An 18,557-nucleotide genomic window follows, 5' to 3' on the forward strand; every position below is an offset into this window, starting at 1 on the left:
TGTTGTTATCTCCACGCATCTGGGTTCCATCGAAGGACACCGTGATGGCCTTTGAACCAGCCGAGGTCGAGGTGACCGGGGCGGTGTACGTTCCATCACCGTTATCAGTCCAGGTACCGATCGTGACACCGTCAGCCGGATCACGGGCACCTGCGAGCTTGCTCAGGTCAGCACCGGAGACCGGGTTACCGTTGGCATCGACCAGGGTAGCGGTGATCGTGTGAGCGTCTTGCCCATCAGCGGTCTTACCACCCTCAGTGACCGTGTACTTCGTGCCCTGGTTCGTCGGATCAGGTACCGGCGGGTTCTCGAAAAGAGCGTTGGAATTCTGCCCATTTGAGGAAAGCCAGATGTCAGTGCCAGATGCCGTCAGTCTTACGGAGACCGGCTTAGAGCCCTCTTCAGTAGAAGAGACAGTAGCGGTATAGACGCCGGGGGTAGAGGTTTCCGTGAATTTGGAGATCTGCCCCCCGCCGATGCCGGGAACGATTGCCTCAACGTCAGTACGTCCGCTCAGCGGTTGATTGTTGTCATCTCGCAATGTCACGGTAATGGTGTGCGTCTGCGTGCCATTCGGGAGCTTGCTGCCGGTGGTGACGCTGTAGCTTGAATACTGCAGGCTGGCATCGCTGATCTGCACGCCTGCGGTCACCATAACTGAGGCGTTACCAACGCGATCAGCTGGTGCAGTGATTTGCTGATTCCAGGTAGCTTCACCCACGTAGTAACCGGGTTGCGCGCCCTGATCGACTACCAGGGTCGGGCGAATACCCGAAGCTGGGCCATTCCCGTAGCCATCCGTTCCCCAGCCTCGGGGTATGCCAACCGGGCAGGTCAGAGTTGATCCTCCATTGGAAACAGTACAAGTGTTAGCCGGCAGAGTGGTCCAGATCCCAATGGAGAGTCCTGGGCCTTCTAATACTGGCACAGCGGGTTGCGGATCTTGGAACTTCGTGCCCTGCGGAGCATTCAGAACCCAGGTCGATGAAGAGTTCGTATAGGCCGGTGTAGGTGCAGCTCCTGGCACGCTGGCCCAGTTGGTGTTCCGTAACCGTTGCGCTGCGTAGTCCAGCTGGAAGACATCCCCTTGCTTCTGGAACTTCATCTTGCCCAGTGAGCGCCAGTTAGTGGTCTCCGGGTTCTCCGTAGAGTCAACGACAACGATCTTTGACTTCTGATTAGAGGTGTACCCACCCATCCGGGTGAATTCGACTCCCCAGTCAACCGAGCCCCAGGCCTCGCCTAAGGGTGCGTCTGCATCGACCGTAACGTTAGCCGCGAATCGGTACCCTTCGGTGAGCCACTGGGTTGTCGTGAGATCAGGTCCGGTACAAGACATTTCCCGGCCATTCTCGCTCACCGTGCACGAGTTCATCAGCTTCCAGGGCGCCCACTCAGCTTCCGCGCTATCCCGGTAGAGCAGCTGCCAGCTGCCTGGCTGGTTAGCGAACTTAACTCCAGGTGGTGCCTTGAAGACCATCGGCAGGCCTTTGCCCTCGCCGATGGTGAACTGCTCTTGGCCCTGGTAGTAAGCACGGTTGAAGTCGAAGAAAGCGGTTGTTGATTCGCCTCGTTTAACCTGGTTGATCTGATAGGTGTCGCGCCAGATCCGGTCGAAAGTGTTGTACTCGCCTACACCGACGGAGGCAACGCCCTTGACCGGGTAGTCACCGGCGCCGTCGCGGAAAGTCATATCGGCCATGCTGTCGGCGTAGAGGCCGTAGGGTGCGTTGGCGTCGACCTTGACCGGTACGGCGAGCCGGATCTGGGATCCTTGCAGCCGTTCGCCGTCGCCTCCGGTAAAGGGGCATGTCGCGGTACGCGGGTCATTCGGGTCGATGGTGCAACGCAGCTGGCCAGGGGACCACGGAGTTTGCCAGCCTATTCTGGGTGCGGGGTTATTGGGGTTCGCCCGGTAGTCCACAAAGACTGTAGCGATATTGCCACCTGGAGCATCCGGCTTGAACTGCATGCGTGAGGGAACCGTGATGGTTCCTCCCAGCCCAGCATTACGTGGCTGCCCCGCTGCGGTCTGCTGCCAGGTGAAGAAAATTCTGGTGTCATCACCGGGCTTAACGTTCATGACACTATTGACTTGCTGGTAATCTTTACCTGTGCCAGCCTGTGCCGGCCCGCCAGCGAGTATAACGCTGCTGAAGGCTAGTAACAGCCCCAGCAAAACTGACATGAACCACTTAACCTTGAACAGGTAAGTCTTCTTAAGCTGATTATTCAAGACGGATCCTCTGGAGATGTAGGTCACCTGAGCGCTTTAAGCTGGTATGATTTGCTGCAGGTTGCCCGTGGGGGGATTGGTCGTGCGTACGCTAACGATAACATCACTGCCGATTCAAGTGCAACACGCGGCTTGCATCAGATTTTCTGATGTAACCCAAAGTTTTTGCCCGGCTCAGGGCGAAGCTTCTGAGCCGGGCCCTGGATTCCGGCGTAGTGAAGACCTCCCACTGAACTGACACATAATCCTTGGTGGCTGGCAAAGTTCACTTCAGGAATCCTGCTGCTAATCTGCTGGCGGTGTGCTTATAACAGATTCTCCCAGGATCTGACGGTATACCTGTTCGGCACTCTCGGCGGTGCGGGTCCAGCTGTATCCAGCCGCATGCCGGGCCGCCGCAGCGCCCATCTCTTGACGTTTACGCGGCCCGAGGTCGTATAGCTCGGCGATGGCTTCGGCCCATAATTCGGGAGTTATCCCGTTGACCAGCAATCCGGTGACTTCGTCCTGTACCGCTTCGCGCAGGCCACCGACCCTCGTGGCCAGGACAGGGGTTCCGCACGCTTGTGCTTCCAATGCGACCAGGCCGAAAGACTCGGATGAGGAGGGCATCGCTACGGCATCAGCGCTGCGGAAGAATTCAGCAAGTTTGGCAGGGGGAATCGGCGGGCTAAAAGTCACGGTGTCTTCAAGTCCGAGCTGATCCCGCAAGTTGGTCAGATCATAATCTTCCGGCCCACTGGGAGACCCGAGGATGCTCAGGCGTAAACGAATGTCCGGCCTATCTGCCCGGAGGCGGTGGATTGCCTCGAGCAGTACATGCGGGCCTTTGAGGCTCTGCAAGCGTCCCGCAAAGACGATATGCAGGGGGGCGCCACCGTGGTCTCCGTCAGCCAAAGATTCTTCAGCCGGATGGAAGACCTGTAAATCTACGCCCGGAGGGATGACCGTGACCCGGGCGGATAAGGCCCCGTAGCAGCGCTCCAGTTCCTCTGACTCAGCGGGGGTGTTGGCGATGATCCGGTCAGCATGCTCGACGATCAGCCGTTCGCGATCAATGCGCTGTTGCGATTCCGGCCTTTGGCGAACACCAAGATTGCGGTTTTTCGTCGTAGCCAGGGTGTGCATGCTGTGCACTAAGGGAACTTGCCACCTTGAAGCTAGCTCTAAACCGGCCAGGCCGGAACTCCAGTAGTGCGAATGCAGTACCTGGGCACCCTCTGAGCCGAGATCCGCCATGGCGTCAACGAGCTGGGGGACGAGTTGCGGCATCGCCTCTTTGCGCCAGGGCTCCTCGGCGGCAGCACCAGGAAGCCGGAGGTGATGCACGGTGAACCCGGGGGTGAGTTCAGTATCTCTGCCTGGCGCCGCAGTGAAAGCTCGCACCCGAATACCGGAACGGGCGAGGTGCACACCAAGCTGCTGGACGTAGACGTTCAAGCCGCCGGCGTCACCTGCTCCGGGCTGGGCTAGCGGAGAGGTGTGCAGCGACAGCATGACGACGTGCACGGTGGCTCCCTTCCGCCCTTTTGCTTCGCCGTGACTCTATCGTAGGAAGGCCTCAGACGAGGTATCGGGATCCGTAATGTGGGGATTGTGGGGATACGGGATGACTGCCGGTGGGAAGCGATGGGAACCGGTCAGGTTGGTGACAGCGTGGTGCTGAAGAGCACTGCTCCGTTGAGGTCCGGGAGGTTCACGGTCATCACATCGTGTTCGTTGAGCTGGACCTGGGCGAGTTCCAGTTCATGGCCCAGTGGTGCCCCGTCGTCACCGTTGCTCACCGATTCCTGGGCTTTGCCGTCCGGCACGTTCAGCCCCAGAGGCAGGTCATTGCAGATGACTTTCCAAGTGGCCCGGTTAGCGCTGCGGATCGCGATGACTCGGGCGGGGGAGCTGCGGTTGTCATGCCGCTGATTTTGCTCACCCTCTGAGGTCACGGGAACCAGCAGTGAGCCGGCGATGAACCTGCCAAGCCTGTCCAGTCCTTAGACTGGATGGGTGGTAGCTGAACACTCTCATGGCGAATGCCGCGTCGAGATCGACCTGGAAGCGATCCGGCACAACCTGCGGACGATCGCCTCAGCGGCTCATCCGGCACAGGTGATGACTGTGGTCAAAGCCGATGGCTATGGTCATGGCATGATCCCGGTAGCCCGAGCCGCGGTCGAAGCCGGTTCTGCGTGGCTGGGAACCGCCCATATCCAGGAAGCTCTCGCGCTGCGCGAGGCTGGCATCCAGGTGCCGATACTCGCTTGGCTGCATACCCCGGCAACTGACTTCGAAGCAGCTATCGTGGCAGGGATCGATATCGGGGTCTCCAGCTGGGAACTAGAGCATGTCATTGCCGCGGCCAGGGCTCAGCAGTGCCCGGCCCGGGTGCATCTGAAGATCGATACCGGGCTGGGGCGCAATGGCAGCACTGCCGAGCGCTGGGATGCGTTACTGGACGAAGCCGTGGAATACCAGGATCAGGGCCTGTTGCGGGTGGTGGGCATCTTCACTCATCTGGCGGTCGCCGATGAACCGAGTCGTGACGAGACAGATCAGCAGCTGCAGCGCTTCCGGGAAGCCGTCGCCATGGCCGAAGACGCCGGTGTCGATCCCGAAGTGCGCCACGCCGCGAACACTCCGGCGATCTTCTCCAGGCCCGATTCTCATTTCGATCTCGTTCGGGCAGGCGTAGCCGTCTACGGCCTTTCCCCTTTTCCGGGCCAGACCTCCCAGGATCTGGGGCTGATCCCAGCGATGACTTTCAAAACCATCGTCGCCAACTGCAAGGATGTGCCCACCGGGCAGGGAGTCTCATACGGCCTGGAGTACCGAACCGCGCAGCCCAGTACTCTGGCGCTTATTCCCGTCGGCTACAGCGATGGCGTGCCGCGCTCGGCCTCAGGTGCTCCGGTGCGGATCGGCGATGAGGTTTTCTCCGTCTCCGGCAGGATCGCAATGGATCAGTTGGTCGTCGATCTAGGGCCGGGGCACGTGGTCGCCGAGGGGTGCTCCCTGTTGGGCCAGGAAGTAACCCTCTTCGGAGCCGACCCTTCGGTAGATCTGTGGGCTGCTGCGGCCGGAACGATCAACTACGAGATTGTGACCCGGGTCGCCTCGAGAGTGCCTCGGGTCTATCTCAATGAAACCCCAGTGATTCCAGCATTCGCAGACGTTGCCCCAGGGGCAACCGGGGAGCCATCATGAAGCTGACAGTCGTGGACCGGGAGGGGACCCGGCGGCTGGCTGGCCGTCTGGCGGAGCTACTCACCGCAGGAGACCTCGTGCTGCTCTCTGGTGAACTCGGTGCGGGGAAGACCACCTTGACCCAGGCTCTCGGTGCGGCCCTGGGCGTGCGTGCGGGAATTATCTCCCCGACGTTCGTGCTCATGCGCCAGTACCCTTCACTGACCGGTGGCCCGGATCTGGTGCACGTAGACGCTTACCGCCTTCATTCCGCCGCCGAAATCGACGATATCGATATTGAGAGCCTCATGGACTCGGCGGTCACCGTAGTGGAATGGGGCGAGGGCCTGGTGGACCATCTCAGCGATTCAAGGCTTCTGATCCGCATCGACCGGGAAGTCATGAAAGCTGAAGAAGCCGATACCGAGGACGAACCGCGGCGGATAGAGATCATCGGCTACGGCCCGCGCTGGGCGGGCATAGAGCTTTCAGCGCTCGCGGACTGACCCGGCCGCAGCTTACTCATCTAGACTTATACGGTGCTTCTGCTCGCGATCGATACTTCTGCCGCCGCCTCTGGTGCCTTGTTCGAGGCGGGTGCCGTGACTGCTGAATTCCTCACCGAGAGTACCCGGCATCATGCCGAAGAGCTCGCAACCGGTATTGCCGGGATCCTTGGCGGCCCGGAACCGGAGCAGCAGCGGTGCCCACAAGCCGTCATCGTGGGAGTGGGGCCGGGGCCCTTCACCGGGCTGCGGGCAGGAATCGCTACCGCCCGGATGCTCAGTTTCACCTGGCAGGTGCCGTTATACGGGGTGATGAGCCTCGACGCTCTGGGCTGGGCAGCAGTCACTGGCCCGGAAAATATTCGTCCCCGCGCCGAATTCCTGGTGGCGACGGATGCTCGCCGCTCAGAGGTCTACTGGGCCCGTTACGATGCCGAGGGCACTCTGCTTGAAGGGCCCTCGGTGGGCTCCGCTCGCGAGCTGCCACCGGACCTGCCGGTCTATGGCGCCGGCGCCGGACGCTATGCCGAGGAGCTTTCTGAGCGCGTCATCCCCGAATTCGCCGAAGCCCAGCCCCGTGCTGCGGAGCTCGCGGCACTGGCGGCGCGGCGTCTCGATCATGGGGAGAGCCTGCTCGACAGCACACCGCTTTACCTCAGGGAATCGGATGCCAAGATTCCGGGACCGCGGAAGCGGGCGTTATGACCGAGCACCTCCTGCCCGAGGGCATCCGGCTCAGGGGCATGACCGCCGAGGATATTGATGCTGTGGCCGCACTCGAGGAGAAGATGTTCCCGCTGGACGCCTGGCCGAAGCAGGCTTTCGTCCAGGAGCTGCGGGAGTCTAATCGGCATTATCTTGTCGCGGCCTTGCTGGTTGGCGAAGGCGCGGAAACCGAAGCGGGGTCACCGGCAGAGCCCATTGCGGGCTACGCCGGTTTGTTCTGCCTGCCGCCCGTCGGCGATATCCAGACCATCGCCGTGGACGCCGAATATCAAGGCCGGGGTATCGGCGCTGCTCTGCTCTCAGGGCTGCTCGACGCGGCCTGGCAGCGCGGCGCACGTGAAGTGCTGCTCGAGGTGCGGCAGGACAACCCCAAGGCGCAGTCGCTGTACCGGGGTTTCGGTTTCGAGCACATCCACACCCGGCCGAAGTACTACCGGGATGGGACGGGCGCATTAGTGATGCGACTGCGGAAAACCACGAAGCATAAGGAAGACGAGAAAGGGACGAGAGGATGAACCCGGTTCGAGTGCCCGGCATCAATCAGGCGGCCCCCATCGTTGTCGGTATCGAATCCTCCTGCGATGAGACCGGCGTCGGCATCGTCCGGGGGACGGAGCTGCTGGCCAATACGGTCTCTTCGTCCATGGCCGAGCACGTGCGCTTCGGGGGAGTGATCCCGGAGATCGCCTCCAGGGCGCACCTCGATGCGATGATCCCCACTGTCCAGGAAGCTCTGCGCACGGCAGGCGTCAGCCTGGACGAAGTCGATGCTCTGGCCGTAACCGCCGGCCCTGGCCTCGCCGGTGCTCTGATGGTCGGGGTCTGCGCCGCCAAAGCGCTGGCCCTGGCCACGGGTAAGCCGCTCTACGCCGTCAACCACCTGGTGTCGCATATCGGTGTGGGACTGCTGGATCAGCAGCTCAGCGATCGGATGGCGGGGGTGCTCGGCGAGCATCCAGCGCCTTCAACGCAGGCAATCGGCGCGCTGCTGGTCTCCGGCGGTCACACGGAGATCCTCAAAGTCCGGAGTATCAGTGGCGATATCGAGCTTCTTGGCGCGACCATCGATGATGCCGCGGGCGAGGCCTTCGATAAAGTCGCCAGAATACTCGGCCTGTCCTATCCCGGCGGCCCGGCCATCGACCGGTTGGCCAGAACCGGTGACCGGAAGGCCATCGCCTTCCCTCGCGGACTGACCGCCCCGAAATACCTCGGCACCCCGGAAGCTCCGGGCCCGCATCGCTACGACTTCTCCTTCTCCGGTCTCAAAACAGCGGTCGCTCGCAGAGTCGAGCAGGAAGAAGCGCGCGGAGCGGAGCTGCCGGAAACGCAGGTAGCGCAAGCACAGATCAGTACCGCCGATATCGCCGCATCTTTCCAGGAAGCGGTGCTCGATGTCGTGACCGCCAAAGCCGTGCTGGCCTGTACCGAGCACGGTCTGCAGACCCTGCTGCTCGGGGGTGGAGTCGCCGCCAACTCGAGGCTCCGGGAACTCCTGGAGGAGCGTACGGCACGGGCCGGAATCGAGTTGCTGGTGCCGGAGTTCTCGCTGTGCACTGATAACGGTGCGATGGTCGCCGCGCTCGGCGCCCAACTGGTCCGTGCCGGGGCCGCGCCCGCGGGGCTCGATTTCGCCCCGGACTCTTCGTTGCCGGTCACCACGGTCTCGCTGTCCGGCTGAGCGTCCCGGAGGCTCCAACCCTATACAGCCCTGTATGGACCTGTTCAGTCCTGGTAACCGTGACGGAGCAATCCGACCAGATCCTGTACCACAGAGCCCAAGTCTCCATCGTGCGCGGCCGCGATCTCGCGCTGCCGCTGATAACCGGCACCGCGTTCGATGATTCTCGCCACATCCGACAACTCGGAGGAACAGCCCAGTTTCGCGGCGACCGGCTCCAAACGATTGAGCAGGTCGTACAGGTCATCGGTGAGCGGGCGCTCACGGGATTGCGCATCCAGGATGACAGTCGTATCGAGTCCGAACCGGGCTGCACGCCACTTGTTCTCCTGAACATGCCAGGGCGGCATAGTCGGGACTGATCTGCCGGCATCGAGTTCATCGGAGAAGGACTGCACCAGGCACTGCGTGAGGGCTGCGATCGCCCCGACTTCTTCGAGGGTGGACAGCCCATCGCAGACCCGCATCTCGATGGTGCCGAGGTTCGCCACCGGGCGGATATCCCAGCGGATCTCGTTGAGCTGCTCGACCGCTCCGGTGGCGAGCATATCCGCCACGCAGGATTCGTACCCGGCCCAATCCGGGAACTGGAAGGGCAGCCCGGCAGTCGGCAGCTGCTGGAACATCAGTGCACGCTGCGAGGCATAGCCGGTGTCCTCGCCGTTCCAGTACGGGGAAGAGGCTGAAAGCGCCTGGAAATGGGGCACGTAGTTCACCAGACCGTCAAGAACCGGCATCGCTTTATGCACGGAGTCGAGGCCGACATGAATATGCACGCCGAAGATCACCATCTGCGCGCCCCACCACTGCGTGCGTTCGATCAATTCGGTATAGCGCTCTTTATCGGTGACGGCTTGAGCCTGCGGATGGCTGAAGGGGTGGCTCCCCGCGCACATCAGCTCCAGGCCGAGCTGATCCGTGGCCCGACGAGCTGTAGCGAGGGACTGGCTGAGGTGCTCGGTGGCTTCGGCAGTGCTCCGGCAGACATCAGTCACGAGCTCGATGGTGTTCAGCAGCAGCTCGCGCTTGATATGCGGATGCTCGTCCGAAGCACCGGCGTGCTCTGATCCTGCGATCACCAGAAGGTCATCGGCCCGAGGCACCAGCTCGCCGCTGGCCCGATCGACGATCGCCAGCTCCCATTCCACCCCGAGGGTTGATTGAGGAGAATCTTCAAACGGGATATTCATGATCTCCCCCACCGTTGTCTGACATGACGACCCATTCTAAGCCACAGCGGCAGTCCGTGATGTGAACTGCGAGAATGGGGGAATGCCGATTCTGAATAAAGAGACCCAGTTGTGCATCTCCTTGGCTGCCCGGCCCAGTAACATCGGCACCAGGTTCCATAACTATCTCTACCAGGAGCTCGATCTTAACTTTGTCTACAAGGCATTCGCTCCGACGGACCTGGCCGATGCCATCCGCGGTGTCCGCGGGCTGCCGATTCGAGGCGCCGCCGTATCGATGCCGTATAAAGAAGCAGTGATCCCGATGGTGGACCATCTAGACGAATCGGCGGCCGCTATCGATTCGGTCAATACCGTGGTTAATGATGGTGGTCTGCTGACTGCCTACAACACCGACTATCTTGCGGTCGCCCGGATCTTAGGGGAGCACGCGCTGCCGGAAGCGTCCGCAGTGCTCCTGAGGGGCTCCGGCGGTATGGCTAAAGCAGTGGTCGCAGCTTTCCGAGATGCCGGCTTCGCCCAGCTCACCGTGGTCTCAAGGAACGAAGAGACCGGAAGGGCTCTGGCTGGACGCTATGGTTTCGAGTGGGTCCCGGAACAGCGGCTGGTCGATGGCGAAGCGCCGCCAGCCGATGTTCTGGTGAACGTGACTCCGCTGGGTATGGCGGGTGCAGAAGCAGATGTCCTGGCCTTCCCGGAGGCAGCGATCAGCGCTGCGCATACGGTTTTCGATGTGGTGGCCTTCCCGGATCGGACTCCGTTGATCCGCCGGGCAGTCGCTGACGGCAAGCAGGTGATCACCGGTGCGGAAGTCATCGCTCGACAGGCCGAGGAGCAGTTCGTGCTCTACACCGGGGTGCGGCCGGATCCTGAGCTGGTGAAGGCAGCTTCGGAGTTCTCCCGGGGCTGATTACCCGACCAGGGATGACCCGGCCAGGGGCTCCACCGCGATCGCATAGCGCTTATCTCCGATCCGGGTCATCACCAGGGTCATTCCCCGTCGCTTTGAGTCGCTGCGGGGTTGGTTCGCCGCTGTTTTTGCTTTGGTCTTCGTCCCCGGCAGCAATTGCTGCCTCAGTTCTTCCGGGGACACAGCGGTGCCGCGTTTCTTGATGTCCAGGATCTCGATCCGACGCTCCCGGAGCCAGCTGCGCAGTGTCTTGAGGTGGTAGGGGAGGACTTCCAGAACCCGGTACCCTCGGGCGAAGGGAGTATCCACTGACGCAGCTGAGCCGAGATAGGCGATCTGCGGATCGAAGAGATGCATCTCTACAGTCCGCGCGAGATCAGCCACCAGACCCGCGCGAATCACCGCTGAATCCGGCTCGTAAAGGTACTCTCCGATCTCGCCGAGCGGTGGATCCTGCTGCCCGGGTTCATAAGGCACAGGGCTGCTCAGTTCAGCACTGTTGAACTCCTGCAATGCAGATACTGCTGAGTTTTTCTTCGTTCCCATGCTGCGCAGCACCAGGGCTGAGCGCCGAACGCCTGGCCGCGCGACCGCGTTGAACCACAGCGTGGCTTCCACCAGCTCTCCATTCACCGATGTCCACTGGGTTTCGGCGGAGTCCGGTAGGGAGGCGTGCGGAATTCCCGGGCCGATTTTCACGCCGGTTGGCAGCCCACGGTCAGCGATATCGGAGGCGAAGGACAGCGACGGTGAGAACGCCTCCGGGTCGAAGAGCCGCTGGGTTCCGGAACTACCGGTGTGTCTGCGGGCGGGGTCCAGCCAGACCGCATCGGCATCGCTGAGGTCGACGGTAGTCGCCTCTGCTTGCTGGACGACCGCGTTTGGAAACGGCATCAGATTGACAGTGGCGCAGGCGGCCGCCAGCTCATCGATATCCACTGCGGTGACATTCAGGTCGAGGGTCGCGAAGGCCAGCGAATCGGCACCGATGCCGCAGCCCAGGTCGACGATACGGCGATTGCCCTGCGGCCCCAGAACCTGCGCGAAGCGCTGAGCATGACGGGCGGCAACCGGTAGCCGAGTTGCCTGCTCGAGGCCTGCCTCGGTGAAGAGCATGTCTTTTGCGAAGTCCCCGAACTTCGTCGCGGCCCGTGCGCGCAGCCGGCTCTGGGTCAGCACCGCCGAAACCACTTCCGGGCAATGGCCGGCGCGCCGCAGCTTGTCGTTGAGTTCGAGAGCTCGATCCGGCTCGTAGGTGTCCAGGGAGTTCAGGAGCGCCCAGCCCTCCGGAGTCAGTAAGGGGGCCAGGGAGTGGGACTCGGAGTGCGGCTCGGGCATGGGTCCAGCCTACTGGCAGGTGCCAGGTCCTTTTCTAGCACTCACCTTGACCGAGTGCTAACCGAGTCAATAGAGTCTGTATTAGCACTCTCGTGACGAGGGTGCTAAGAACTTCCGGCCGTATCCACAGTGCACTTGCCGGCACCGCGACGACGGTTGGCGCCTGTGGCGCGGCCGGCCGCAGCCTAGCTGTGTGATGGTTCCCGTCATGATTAACACAGGATTCAACGAAGAAGGAGAGGTCCGAGTGTCGGTCTCCATTAAGCCTCTTGAGGATCGTATCGTCGTCCGTCAGCTCGAAGCCGAGCAGACCACCGCTTCAGGTCTGGTCATCCCGGATACTGCGAAGGAGAAGCCGCAGGAAGGCGAAGTCATCGCTGTCGGCCCCGGTCGCGTAGCTGACAACGGCAACCGTGTTCCGGTGGATGTCGCCGTGGGCGATGTCGTGCTCTACTCCAAGTATGGTGGCACCGAGGTCAAGACCGGCGGCGAAGAGCTGCTCGTGCTCTCGGCCCGTGACGTGCTGGCTGTCGTCAAATAAGCAAAACCTCTGCCCCGTGGGCCGGCCTCGGTCGGCCGGCGGGGCTTTGGTCTGAAAGGACAGAAGATGGCAAAGCAGATTGAATTCAATGATGCCGCCCGGAAATCCCTGGAGGCCGGTGTCGACCGCCTAGCGGATACCGTCAAGGTGACCTTGGGCCCGCGTGGCCGCAATGTCGTCCTGGACAAGAAATGGGGTGCACCCACGATCACCAACGACGGTGTCACGATTGCCCGTGAGGTCGAGCTCGAGGATCCTTACGAGAATCTTGGCGCGCAGCTGGTGAAAGAAGTTGCAACGAAGACCAATGACGTAGCTGGTGACGGCACGACCACCGCGACCGTCCTGGCGCAGGCCCTGGTCAAAGAGGGCCTGCGCAATGTCGCGGCAGGTGCGGCGCCCGCTGCGCTCAAGCGCGGTATCGAGGTCTCCGTCGATGCGGTCTCCGAGCGCCTGCTGGAGAACGCGCGTCCGGTAGAGGGCCGTCAGGTCGCCGATGTCGCCGCGATCTCCGCGCAGAGCCGAGAGATCGGTGACCTACTCGCCGAAGCCTTCGAGAAAGTGGGCAAAGACGGTGTGATCACCATCGAAGAATCCTCTTCGATGCAGACCGAGCTGGTCATCACCGAAGGCATGCAGTTCGACAAAGGCTACCTTTCGCCCTACTTCGTGACCGACCCGGAGCGCCAGGAAGCAGTTCTCGAAGATCCGCTGATCCTGATCAACCAGGGCAAGATCTCCTCGATCCAGGATTTCCTGCCGCTTCTGGAGAAGGTGCTCAAAGCGTCCAAGCCGCTTTTCATCATCGCCGAAGATGTCGACGGCGAGGCTCTGTCCACGCTCATCGTGAACCGCCTGCGCGGCACCCTGAACGTGGTCGCGGTCAAGGCTCCGGGCTTCGGTGACCGCCGCAAGGCCATGCTGCAGGACATCGCCACGCTGACCGGCGCCCAGGTGATCTCCCCGGAGGTCGGGCTGAGCCTGGATCAGGTGGATCTCGACGCTCTCGGCACGGCGCGCCGGGTGACTGTCACGAAAGACACCACGACCATCGTCGATGGCGCCGGTACGGAGCAGGATGTCGCCGGCCGGGTGGCGCAGATCCGCGCTGAGCTGGATCGCACTGATTCGGACTGGGATCGCGAGAAGCTGCAGGAGCGCCTGGCGAAGCTCTCCGGCGGCATCGGCGTGATCAAAGTCGGTGCAGCCACCGAGGTGGAGCTCAAGGAGAAGAAGCACCGCATTGAGGACGCGGTTTCCTCGACCCGGGCTGCTTTGGAAGAAGGTATCGTAGCCGGTGGCGGATCAGCGCTGGTACAGGCGGCTAAAGCCCTCGATGACTCTGCCGAGGTCTCTGCCCTCGCCGGAGACGCCGCTACCGCGGTGTCCCTGGTGAAGCGGGCCGTCACCCAGCCACTGCGCTGGATCGCGGAGAATGCCGGTTACGACGGCTACGTCGTCGTCAATCGGGTCAGTGAACTGCCTGATGGCGACGGCTTCAATGCGGCTACGGGAGAGTACGAGAACCTGATCGCCGCCGGTGTCATCGACCCGGTCAAGGTGACCCGTTCGGCGCTGCAGAACGCGGCATCGATTGCGGCGCTCGTGCTTACCACGGAAGCGCTCGTGGTTGAGAAGCCGGAGGAAGACGAAGCCGATCACCAGGGGCACAACCACTGAGATGATCGGATCCGCTGGTCCGGCTTGAGGACCGGCAAAGCGATATGAGCAGTAAAAGAGGAGCGGAGTCCAGTAAACACTGGGCCCCGCTCTTCTTTTTATCTCTTCTAACTTTTCCGGTTGAAGAAACTAGCCGCCCAGGGTCTTGAGCATGGTCACGGTCGGCGCGAAGAACGTGGCGCCGGTGACGGCTCGGGAGAAATCCAGGATGTGATCCGGGCTGGATTCCTCAGTGCCGAGGAACATCCGCTCCAGCATCTTGTCCAGAACCCAGAGCTGGCTCGTGTATCCGATGAAATACGTACCGAACTCGCTTTCCCCGGGATGCCCGAAAGGCATATTGTCCCGGAGGATCTTGTACTCCTGACCGTCGCAAGTCGCGATGGTTGCCAGGGTCTTGTGTGAGAGCTGCTTGGGGTCGGCGTCATCGAGTTCCACATTGCCGAGCTTGGTACGGCCGATAATCGCCTCTTGCTTCTCCACGGTGAGGTTCTGCCAGGCGGGAATCTCATGAAGGTACTTCTGGATCGTGATGTAGCTGCCGCCGATGAACTCAGGGTCATCCGAGCCGATCACCGCGGATTCTTCCAGCAGCGGCCCCGTGGGGTTAGCGGTGCCGTCCACGAAGCCCAGCAAATCCCGGTCATCGAAATAGCGGAATCCGCGGACTTCGTCAGAAACGGTCACGCTGGAGCCGAGTTTCTCCAGGATCAGCTTCTCCAGTTCGAAGCAGAAATCCTCCCGGGTCGCCCGAATATGGAAGAAGAGATCGCCGCCCGTTGCCACGGCGGTATGCTGAGCGCCTTTGATCTCCGTAAAATCTTTCAGCTGAGCCGGCCGCCTGGTCGGTTCCAGGCGGTCCCAGAACTGCGACCCCAGGCCTACGACACAGGAGAGCTGAGCACTGATATCACGGAAACCGACGGTCCGGATGAGGCCATCGATGCCACCGAGCAGAGTGCGCACGGTATCTAGCGCCTCCTCGGAACTCTTAACATCTAAGTTCAGGAAAATCGCACTGCGAGAGAGTGGCGCTGTGATGCTTTGCGGGTCAACGGGTACTTCTTTCACAAGATCCATGACAGTACTTTACTTGACTTTATGTGACGTGAATCTGCTTCAGAGGCGGTATATGTGGCTGAATATAACGCCGGAACTCAGGCCCAATACAGCGTTACTTCCGATCAAGCTGGTAACGTTGATGAGGCTTCTGAGGGGGTAGCCACCTGTGAAAACGGGACGAGCATGAATATGGGAATGAACAGTTGAGCGATGGTCTCGGGGTGAACTAGGGTATGTCGAGGCGCTATGAAACGGCGCAGGGCGTATCCCGGCACTACGAGCAACGACCAGAGACTTCGCACTCGGGGCGGCGTTTTCGCCCGGAGGTTGAGGGGCTGCGGTTCGTCGCAGTTTTCTTGGTGGTTGTTTACCATATTTGGTTTAACCGAGTCTCTGGCGGGGTGGATATTTTCCTGCTGATCTCCGCGTTTTTGATGACGTTGCAGTTTGATTGGCGGATTAGTAGTGGTGAGCCGATTCGGCTGGGCAGGCATTGGCTGAAGTTAGCGAAGCGGTTGTTGCCGTTGGCGGCTCTGGTGATTGCCGTGGTCACTTTGCTGAGCTGGTGGATTGTTCCGGGGACCCGCTGGGCGTCGGTGATGTCTGAGGGCTGGGCATCGCTGTTCTATTTCGAGAACTGGGCTTTGGCGGCTAATGCCACTGATTATTACGCTTCCAATTCCGAGGCGAGCCCATTCCAGCATTTCTGGTCGCTGTCTTTGCAGGGCCAAGTGTTAATTCTCTGGCCGCTGATCTTCCTGAGCGTAGCGCTGGTATGTCGGCGTACCGGATGGAATCCGCGAGCGGTGATGGCGGCGGTCTTCGGTACGATCTTCGTGGCCTCTTTGGCGTTTTCGGTCTGGCAGACGCAAAATAACCAGGCGCTGGCGTATTTCGATCTGCGTACGCGGTTGTGGGAGTTCGCCTTGGGCTCGTTGGTGGCCTTGATCATTCCGTTGCTGAGCGTTCCTCGTCGTGCCCGGGTGCTGCTGGGCTGGGCCGGGCTGATCCTGATCGTGACGTGCGGGATGGTGCTTCAAGTGGAGCAGCAGTTCCCGGGGTACCTGGCGCTGTGGCCCACGTTGGCTGCGGCGATGGTGATCGTGGCGGGGGATACGTCCTCGAAGTTTGGTGTGGATCGTTTCCTTTCGGCGCGGCCGGTGGTGTTCATGGGCGGTAATGCTTATGGGCTCTATCTGTGGCATTGGCCGATTCTGGTGCTGTATTTGATTTGGCGGGATCAGGAGGCAGTGAGCTGGTATAAGGGGCTGGCGATGATCGTGCTGTCGCTGGTGCTCGCGGTGGTTACGACTCGATTCGTGGAGCGGCCCCTGCGCCAGATTCCCTGGGTCGAGGCGCGTTGGTACCGTTCCGTGCCGGTGGTTCTCGGTTGTGTGCTTTTAGCTGCGGCGCCTTTAGCCGCGTGGCAGGGGTATGCCCGTGCGCAAATCGAGCGGGTGGCTCAGGCTTCGTCCGAGGACAATCCGGGAGCAATCGCGCTCGTCCCGGGCTTCACGTTCCAAGGCGACCCCAACGCACCTATCAAGCCTGTGCCAACTAATCTTGACAACCAATGGGCCTCGCTTCCTGATGACTGCACAGGGCGCTGGCTCCCTGAAGATCCTGAGGTTGCCCAGGGCTGCAACAGCTTCCAGCCATCAGAGGCGGTCAGCAAGACCGTGATGGTCATCGGTAATTCGCATGCCGGGCAGTGGCTGCCTGCAGTCCGCTATGCCGCCGAGAACCGGGGCTGGGAGCTGATCTCGGTGATCAAAGGTGGATGCCCCTACAGCTACTCCACGCCGGGCCTGCAGAAGGACTGCAATCTGTACAACCAGGAAGTCACGGAGTACATTGAGCAGGCCCGGCCGGATGCGGTCTTCATCGTCGGCACGGTAGCGGCACCTTCTTCACCGCAGGAGACCATTCAGGCAGGTTTCGGTAAGACGGTCAACGATCTGATCCAGCAGGGTATTGACGTCTTCGCGATCCGGGATAACCCACGGTTCAGTTTCAATATGGCCGAATGCGCTATGACCGCGGGCCCTGAAGCCCCGCGTTGCAATCCCGCCCGGAATGGCGTGCTGGCGGAGACTAGCCCCTTCGAGCTCTTATCCAGGGTCCCGGAAGGGCTATATCTGCTGGATATGACCGATTCGCTCTGCACTCCGGAAGTCTGCCCCGCCGTCGTCGGGAACATATTCGTCTACATGGATGACAATCATCTGACCAAGGACTATTCAGCCACTATTGGCCCGCAGCTCTATGAACGCATTCTCGATGTAGTAGGCGAGAAAATAGAAGGCCCCTGACGGAATGTCTGCGGCTGGTGTGGCCTTGGCGCGCTTTAGCGCTGCCGCGGACGATAAGCCCGGTAAGGATTCCTGCTGAAGATCACCGGCTGCTTCCGCCTGCGGACCAGGCGGTAAAACATCAGGACCGCGAACGCCGAGACGACGATGCCCAGCAGATTGAGCAGCAGCTGGATGGCTGATCCAGCAGCCTTCTCGGTCTCGCCGAGGACTAACGCCACGGCAACGAATCCCGCCGCCGGAACCGTTGTGACGGAGATGAAAACCCCGACCAGAACGGTGGAGCGGCGGCTGATGAGCGAAAGCATTCCGGCAGCTCCAGCCAGCATCGCGACGATAAAAGAGTAAGGGCCCGGGTGGTAGATGAACTCCACCGCTGAGTCCCCTTGGCTAATCGATGCCGGGTCGAAGAGCCCCAGGGGCAGCGAGATCCAGACGGCCAGCGCGCACAGTGCCATCGCCACTGGAAATCCCACCAGAAGCGTCACCGCAGCACGCCGGATCAGCGTCCAGCGGCGCTCTGCCAGGCCCAGGGCAAGCCCGGAGAGCGGCCCGAACTCCGGGCCTACGACCATGGCCCCGACGATCACGATAGTGGAGTTCGTGACGATGCCGATCCCCGCGAGCTGCGTTGCGATGACCAGGAACGCCAGAAAGCTCCAGGACAGCCGGGCTTCATCATCGGCGGTAGATTCGACTTCATCCCAGATCACAGCGTCCGCGTCGGCTCCGGGAGTCGCAGCAGCAGCTTCTCGAGCCTTTTGTGAGAGCACCAGCTCCGGGGCGTCGACGCTGATCGAGCCCTCGGTCGTCAGCCCGAGCCTGGCGAGCTTATCGATCAGATCACCCACGCTCTCCCGGGCCACCAGAGCTGTGATCAGATCTCCGGCAGACTCCAAGGCGACGTCGCGGAAAACGGCTAGCTCGGCAGTGCCTGTGTGCGAGTCGATGAGCTCCAGCACCGCATCGGTGGACTCCTCCGGGCTGAACACGCGTAAGCGCAAGGTCATAGCAAGACTCTAGAGCTTCGCCGCTGCGATGGGTGCTCTGGGTGGGAGGGCGGTCGGGAATAGTTGATGCTTGCTGAGCATTGACCCGGTAGAGCAATCCTCGCCCATTGATCTGTATTACTATGAAAAAATCCGTGACTCGGGGGTATCTGCGGCACGACAGCGTCTCAACTGGTGCAGCCGCAACG

The 18,557-nt window shown here is 61.4% G+C and carries 16 protein-coding genes; 9 read left to right on the forward strand and 7 right to left on the reverse strand.

The features are described from left to right. The 3 genes from C501_RS12310 to C501_RS14540 form a co-directional block, all read right to left on the reverse strand. A partial coding sequence (locus C501_RS12310; RefSeq protein WP_211206337.1) for an invasin domain 3-containing protein occupies window positions 1-2,083 on the reverse strand: 2,083 nt, incomplete at its 3' end. Between the two features lie 438 nt (window positions 2,084-2,521). Further along, window positions 2,522-3,745, reverse strand: coding sequence for a glycosyltransferase (locus C501_RS0103000; RefSeq protein WP_245532389.1), 1,224 nt, complete (start codon window positions 3,743-3,745; stop codon window positions 2,522-2,524). 131 nt (window positions 3,746-3,876) lie between these two features. Next, on the reverse strand, window positions 3,877-4,176 hold the full coding sequence (locus C501_RS14540) for a hypothetical protein (RefSeq protein ID WP_018134149.1): 300 nt from the start codon (window positions 4,174-4,176) through the stop codon (window positions 3,877-3,879). 61 nt (window positions 4,177-4,237) lie between these two features. On the opposite strand from C501_RS14540, the gene alr reads away from it, so the two are divergent. From alr to tsaD, 5 genes are read left to right on the forward strand one after another with little or no spacing between them, the layout of a single operon-like run. Further along, a complete protein-coding gene (gene alr / locus C501_RS0103010; RefSeq protein WP_018134150.1) occupies window positions 4,238-5,434 on the forward strand; it encodes an alanine racemase in 1,197 nt (398 codons plus the stop codon). Next, window positions 5,431-5,919 (forward strand): tRNA (adenosine(37)-N6)-threonylcarbamoyltransferase complex ATPase subunit type 1 TsaE, encoded by a 489-nt coding sequence (gene tsaE / locus C501_RS0103015; RefSeq protein ID WP_018134151.1) that lies wholly within the window; start codon window positions 5,431-5,433, stop codon window positions 5,917-5,919. Before alr ends, tsaE begins: the two co-directional genes overlap by 4 nt. Before the next feature lie 33 nt (window positions 5,920-5,952). Further along, window positions 5,953-6,624, forward strand: a complete 672-nt coding sequence (gene tsaB / locus C501_RS0103020) for a tRNA (adenosine(37)-N6)-threonylcarbamoyltransferase complex dimerization subunit type 1 TsaB (protein ID WP_018134152.1) — start codon at window positions 5,953-5,955, stop codon at window positions 6,622-6,624. Then, complete coding sequence (gene rimI, locus C501_RS0103025) at window positions 6,621-7,160, forward strand: ribosomal protein S18-alanine N-acetyltransferase (protein WP_018134153.1); 540 nt, start codon at window positions 6,621-6,623, stop codon at window positions 7,158-7,160. Before tsaB ends, rimI begins: the two co-directional genes overlap by 4 nt. Beyond that, the gene (gene tsaD / locus C501_RS0103030) at window positions 7,157-8,326 is read left to right on the forward strand and encodes a tRNA (adenosine(37)-N6)-threonylcarbamoyltransferase complex transferase subunit TsaD (protein WP_018134154.1); all 1,170 of its coding nucleotides are present in this window, start codon (window positions 7,157-7,159) and stop codon (window positions 8,324-8,326) included. Before rimI ends, tsaD begins: the two co-directional genes overlap by 4 nt. A gap of 44 nt (window positions 8,327-8,370) precedes the next feature. Here tsaD and C501_RS0103035 read toward each other — a convergent pair whose 3' ends face one another. After that, window positions 8,371-9,516 (reverse strand): glutamate--cysteine ligase, encoded by a 1,146-nt coding sequence (locus C501_RS0103035; RefSeq protein ID WP_026174547.1) that lies wholly within the window; start codon window positions 9,514-9,516, stop codon window positions 8,371-8,373. 82 nt (window positions 9,517-9,598) lie between these two features. Here C501_RS0103035 and C501_RS0103040 point away from each other — a divergent pair, with 82 nt between their 5' ends. Beyond that, complete coding sequence (locus C501_RS0103040) at window positions 9,599-10,426, forward strand: shikimate 5-dehydrogenase (protein WP_018134156.1); 828 nt, start codon at window positions 9,599-9,601, stop codon at window positions 10,424-10,426. Here C501_RS0103040 and C501_RS0103045 read toward each other — a convergent pair whose 3' ends face one another. Then, window positions 10,427-11,764 carry a class I SAM-dependent methyltransferase gene (locus tag C501_RS0103045; protein ID WP_018134157.1) on the reverse strand — a complete coding sequence of 446 codons (1,338 nt, stop codon included), beginning with the start codon at window positions 11,762-11,764 and terminating at the stop codon, window positions 10,427-10,429. Window positions 11,765-12,011: 247 nt separating this feature from the next. Between C501_RS0103045 and groES the strand changes: the two genes are divergently transcribed. Both groES and groL read left to right on the forward strand, forming a co-directional pair. Further along, window positions 12,012-12,305, forward strand: coding sequence for a co-chaperone GroES (groES, locus tag C501_RS0103050; RefSeq protein ID WP_026174548.1), 294 nt, complete (start codon window positions 12,012-12,014; stop codon window positions 12,303-12,305). A gap of 66 nt (window positions 12,306-12,371) precedes the next feature. Beyond that, entirely contained in the window at window positions 12,372-13,985 is a 1,614-nt protein-coding gene (gene groL, locus C501_RS0103055) for a chaperonin GroEL (protein ID WP_018134159.1), read from the forward strand. 129 nt (window positions 13,986-14,114) lie between these two features. Here groL and C501_RS0103060 read toward each other — a convergent pair whose 3' ends face one another. Continuing rightward, on the reverse strand, window positions 14,115-15,065 hold the full coding sequence (locus C501_RS0103060) for a Dyp-type peroxidase (RefSeq protein ID WP_018134160.1): 951 nt from the start codon (window positions 15,063-15,065) through the stop codon (window positions 14,115-14,117). Between the two features lie 215 nt (window positions 15,066-15,280). On the opposite strand from C501_RS0103060, the gene C501_RS0103065 reads away from it, so the two are divergent. After that, window positions 15,281-17,359 carry an acyltransferase family protein gene (locus C501_RS0103065; protein ID WP_026174549.1) on the forward strand — a complete coding sequence of 693 codons (2,079 nt, stop codon included), beginning with the start codon at window positions 15,281-15,283 and terminating at the stop codon, window positions 17,357-17,359. 35 nt (window positions 17,360-17,394) lie between these two features. Here the strand turns inward: C501_RS0103065 and C501_RS0103070 are convergent, their stop codons facing one another. After that, window positions 17,395-18,369 (reverse strand): DUF389 domain-containing protein, encoded by a 975-nt coding sequence (locus C501_RS0103070; RefSeq protein ID WP_018134162.1) that lies wholly within the window; start codon window positions 18,367-18,369, stop codon window positions 17,395-17,397. Between the last annotated feature and the right edge of the window lie 188 nt (window positions 18,370-18,557).

This window comes from Acaricomes phytoseiuli DSM 14247 (genome assembly GCF_000376245.1).
In the GTDB taxonomy this organism is placed as follows: Bacteria; Actinomycetota; Actinomycetes; order Actinomycetales; family Micrococcaceae; genus Renibacterium; species Renibacterium phytoseiuli.

What these genes read in the sequence shown, in the direction of transcription:
- C501_RS0103040 (WP_018134156.1), top strand. Translation starts at nt 9,599, where the DNA reads ATGCCGATTCTGAATAAAGAGACCCAGTTGTGCATCTCCTTGGCTGCC.
- tsaD (WP_018134154.1), top strand. Translation starts at nt 7,157, where the DNA reads ATGAACCCGGTTCGAGTGCCCGGCATCAATCAGGCGGCCCCCATCGTT.
- C501_RS0103065 (WP_026174549.1), top strand. Translation starts at nt 15,281, where the DNA reads ATGTCGAGGCGCTATGAAACGGCGCAGGGCGTATCCCGGCACTACGAG.
- groL (WP_018134159.1), top strand. Translation starts at nt 12,372, where the DNA reads ATGGCAAAGCAGATTGAATTCAATGATGCCGCCCGGAAATCCCTGGAG.
- C501_RS0103060 (WP_018134160.1), bottom strand. Translation starts at nt 15,065, where the DNA reads ATGGATCTTGTGAAAGAAGTACCCGTTGACCCGCAAAGCATCACAGCG.
- C501_RS0103035 (WP_026174547.1), bottom strand. Translation starts at nt 9,516, where the DNA reads ATGAATATCCCGTTTGAAGATTCTCCTCAATCAACCCTCGGGGTGGAA.
- tsaE (WP_018134151.1), top strand. Translation starts at nt 5,431, where the DNA reads ATGAAGCTGACAGTCGTGGACCGGGAGGGGACCCGGCGGCTGGCTGGC.
- C501_RS0103045 (WP_018134157.1), bottom strand. Translation starts at nt 11,764, where the DNA reads ATGCCCGAGCCGCACTCCGAGTCCCACTCCCTGGCCCCCTTACTGACT.
- rimI (WP_018134153.1), top strand. Translation starts at nt 6,621, where the DNA reads ATGACCGAGCACCTCCTGCCCGAGGGCATCCGGCTCAGGGGCATGACC.
- C501_RS0103070 (WP_018134162.1), bottom strand. Translation starts at nt 18,369, where the DNA reads ATGACCTTGCGCTTACGCGTGTTCAGCCCGGAGGAGTCCACCGATGCG.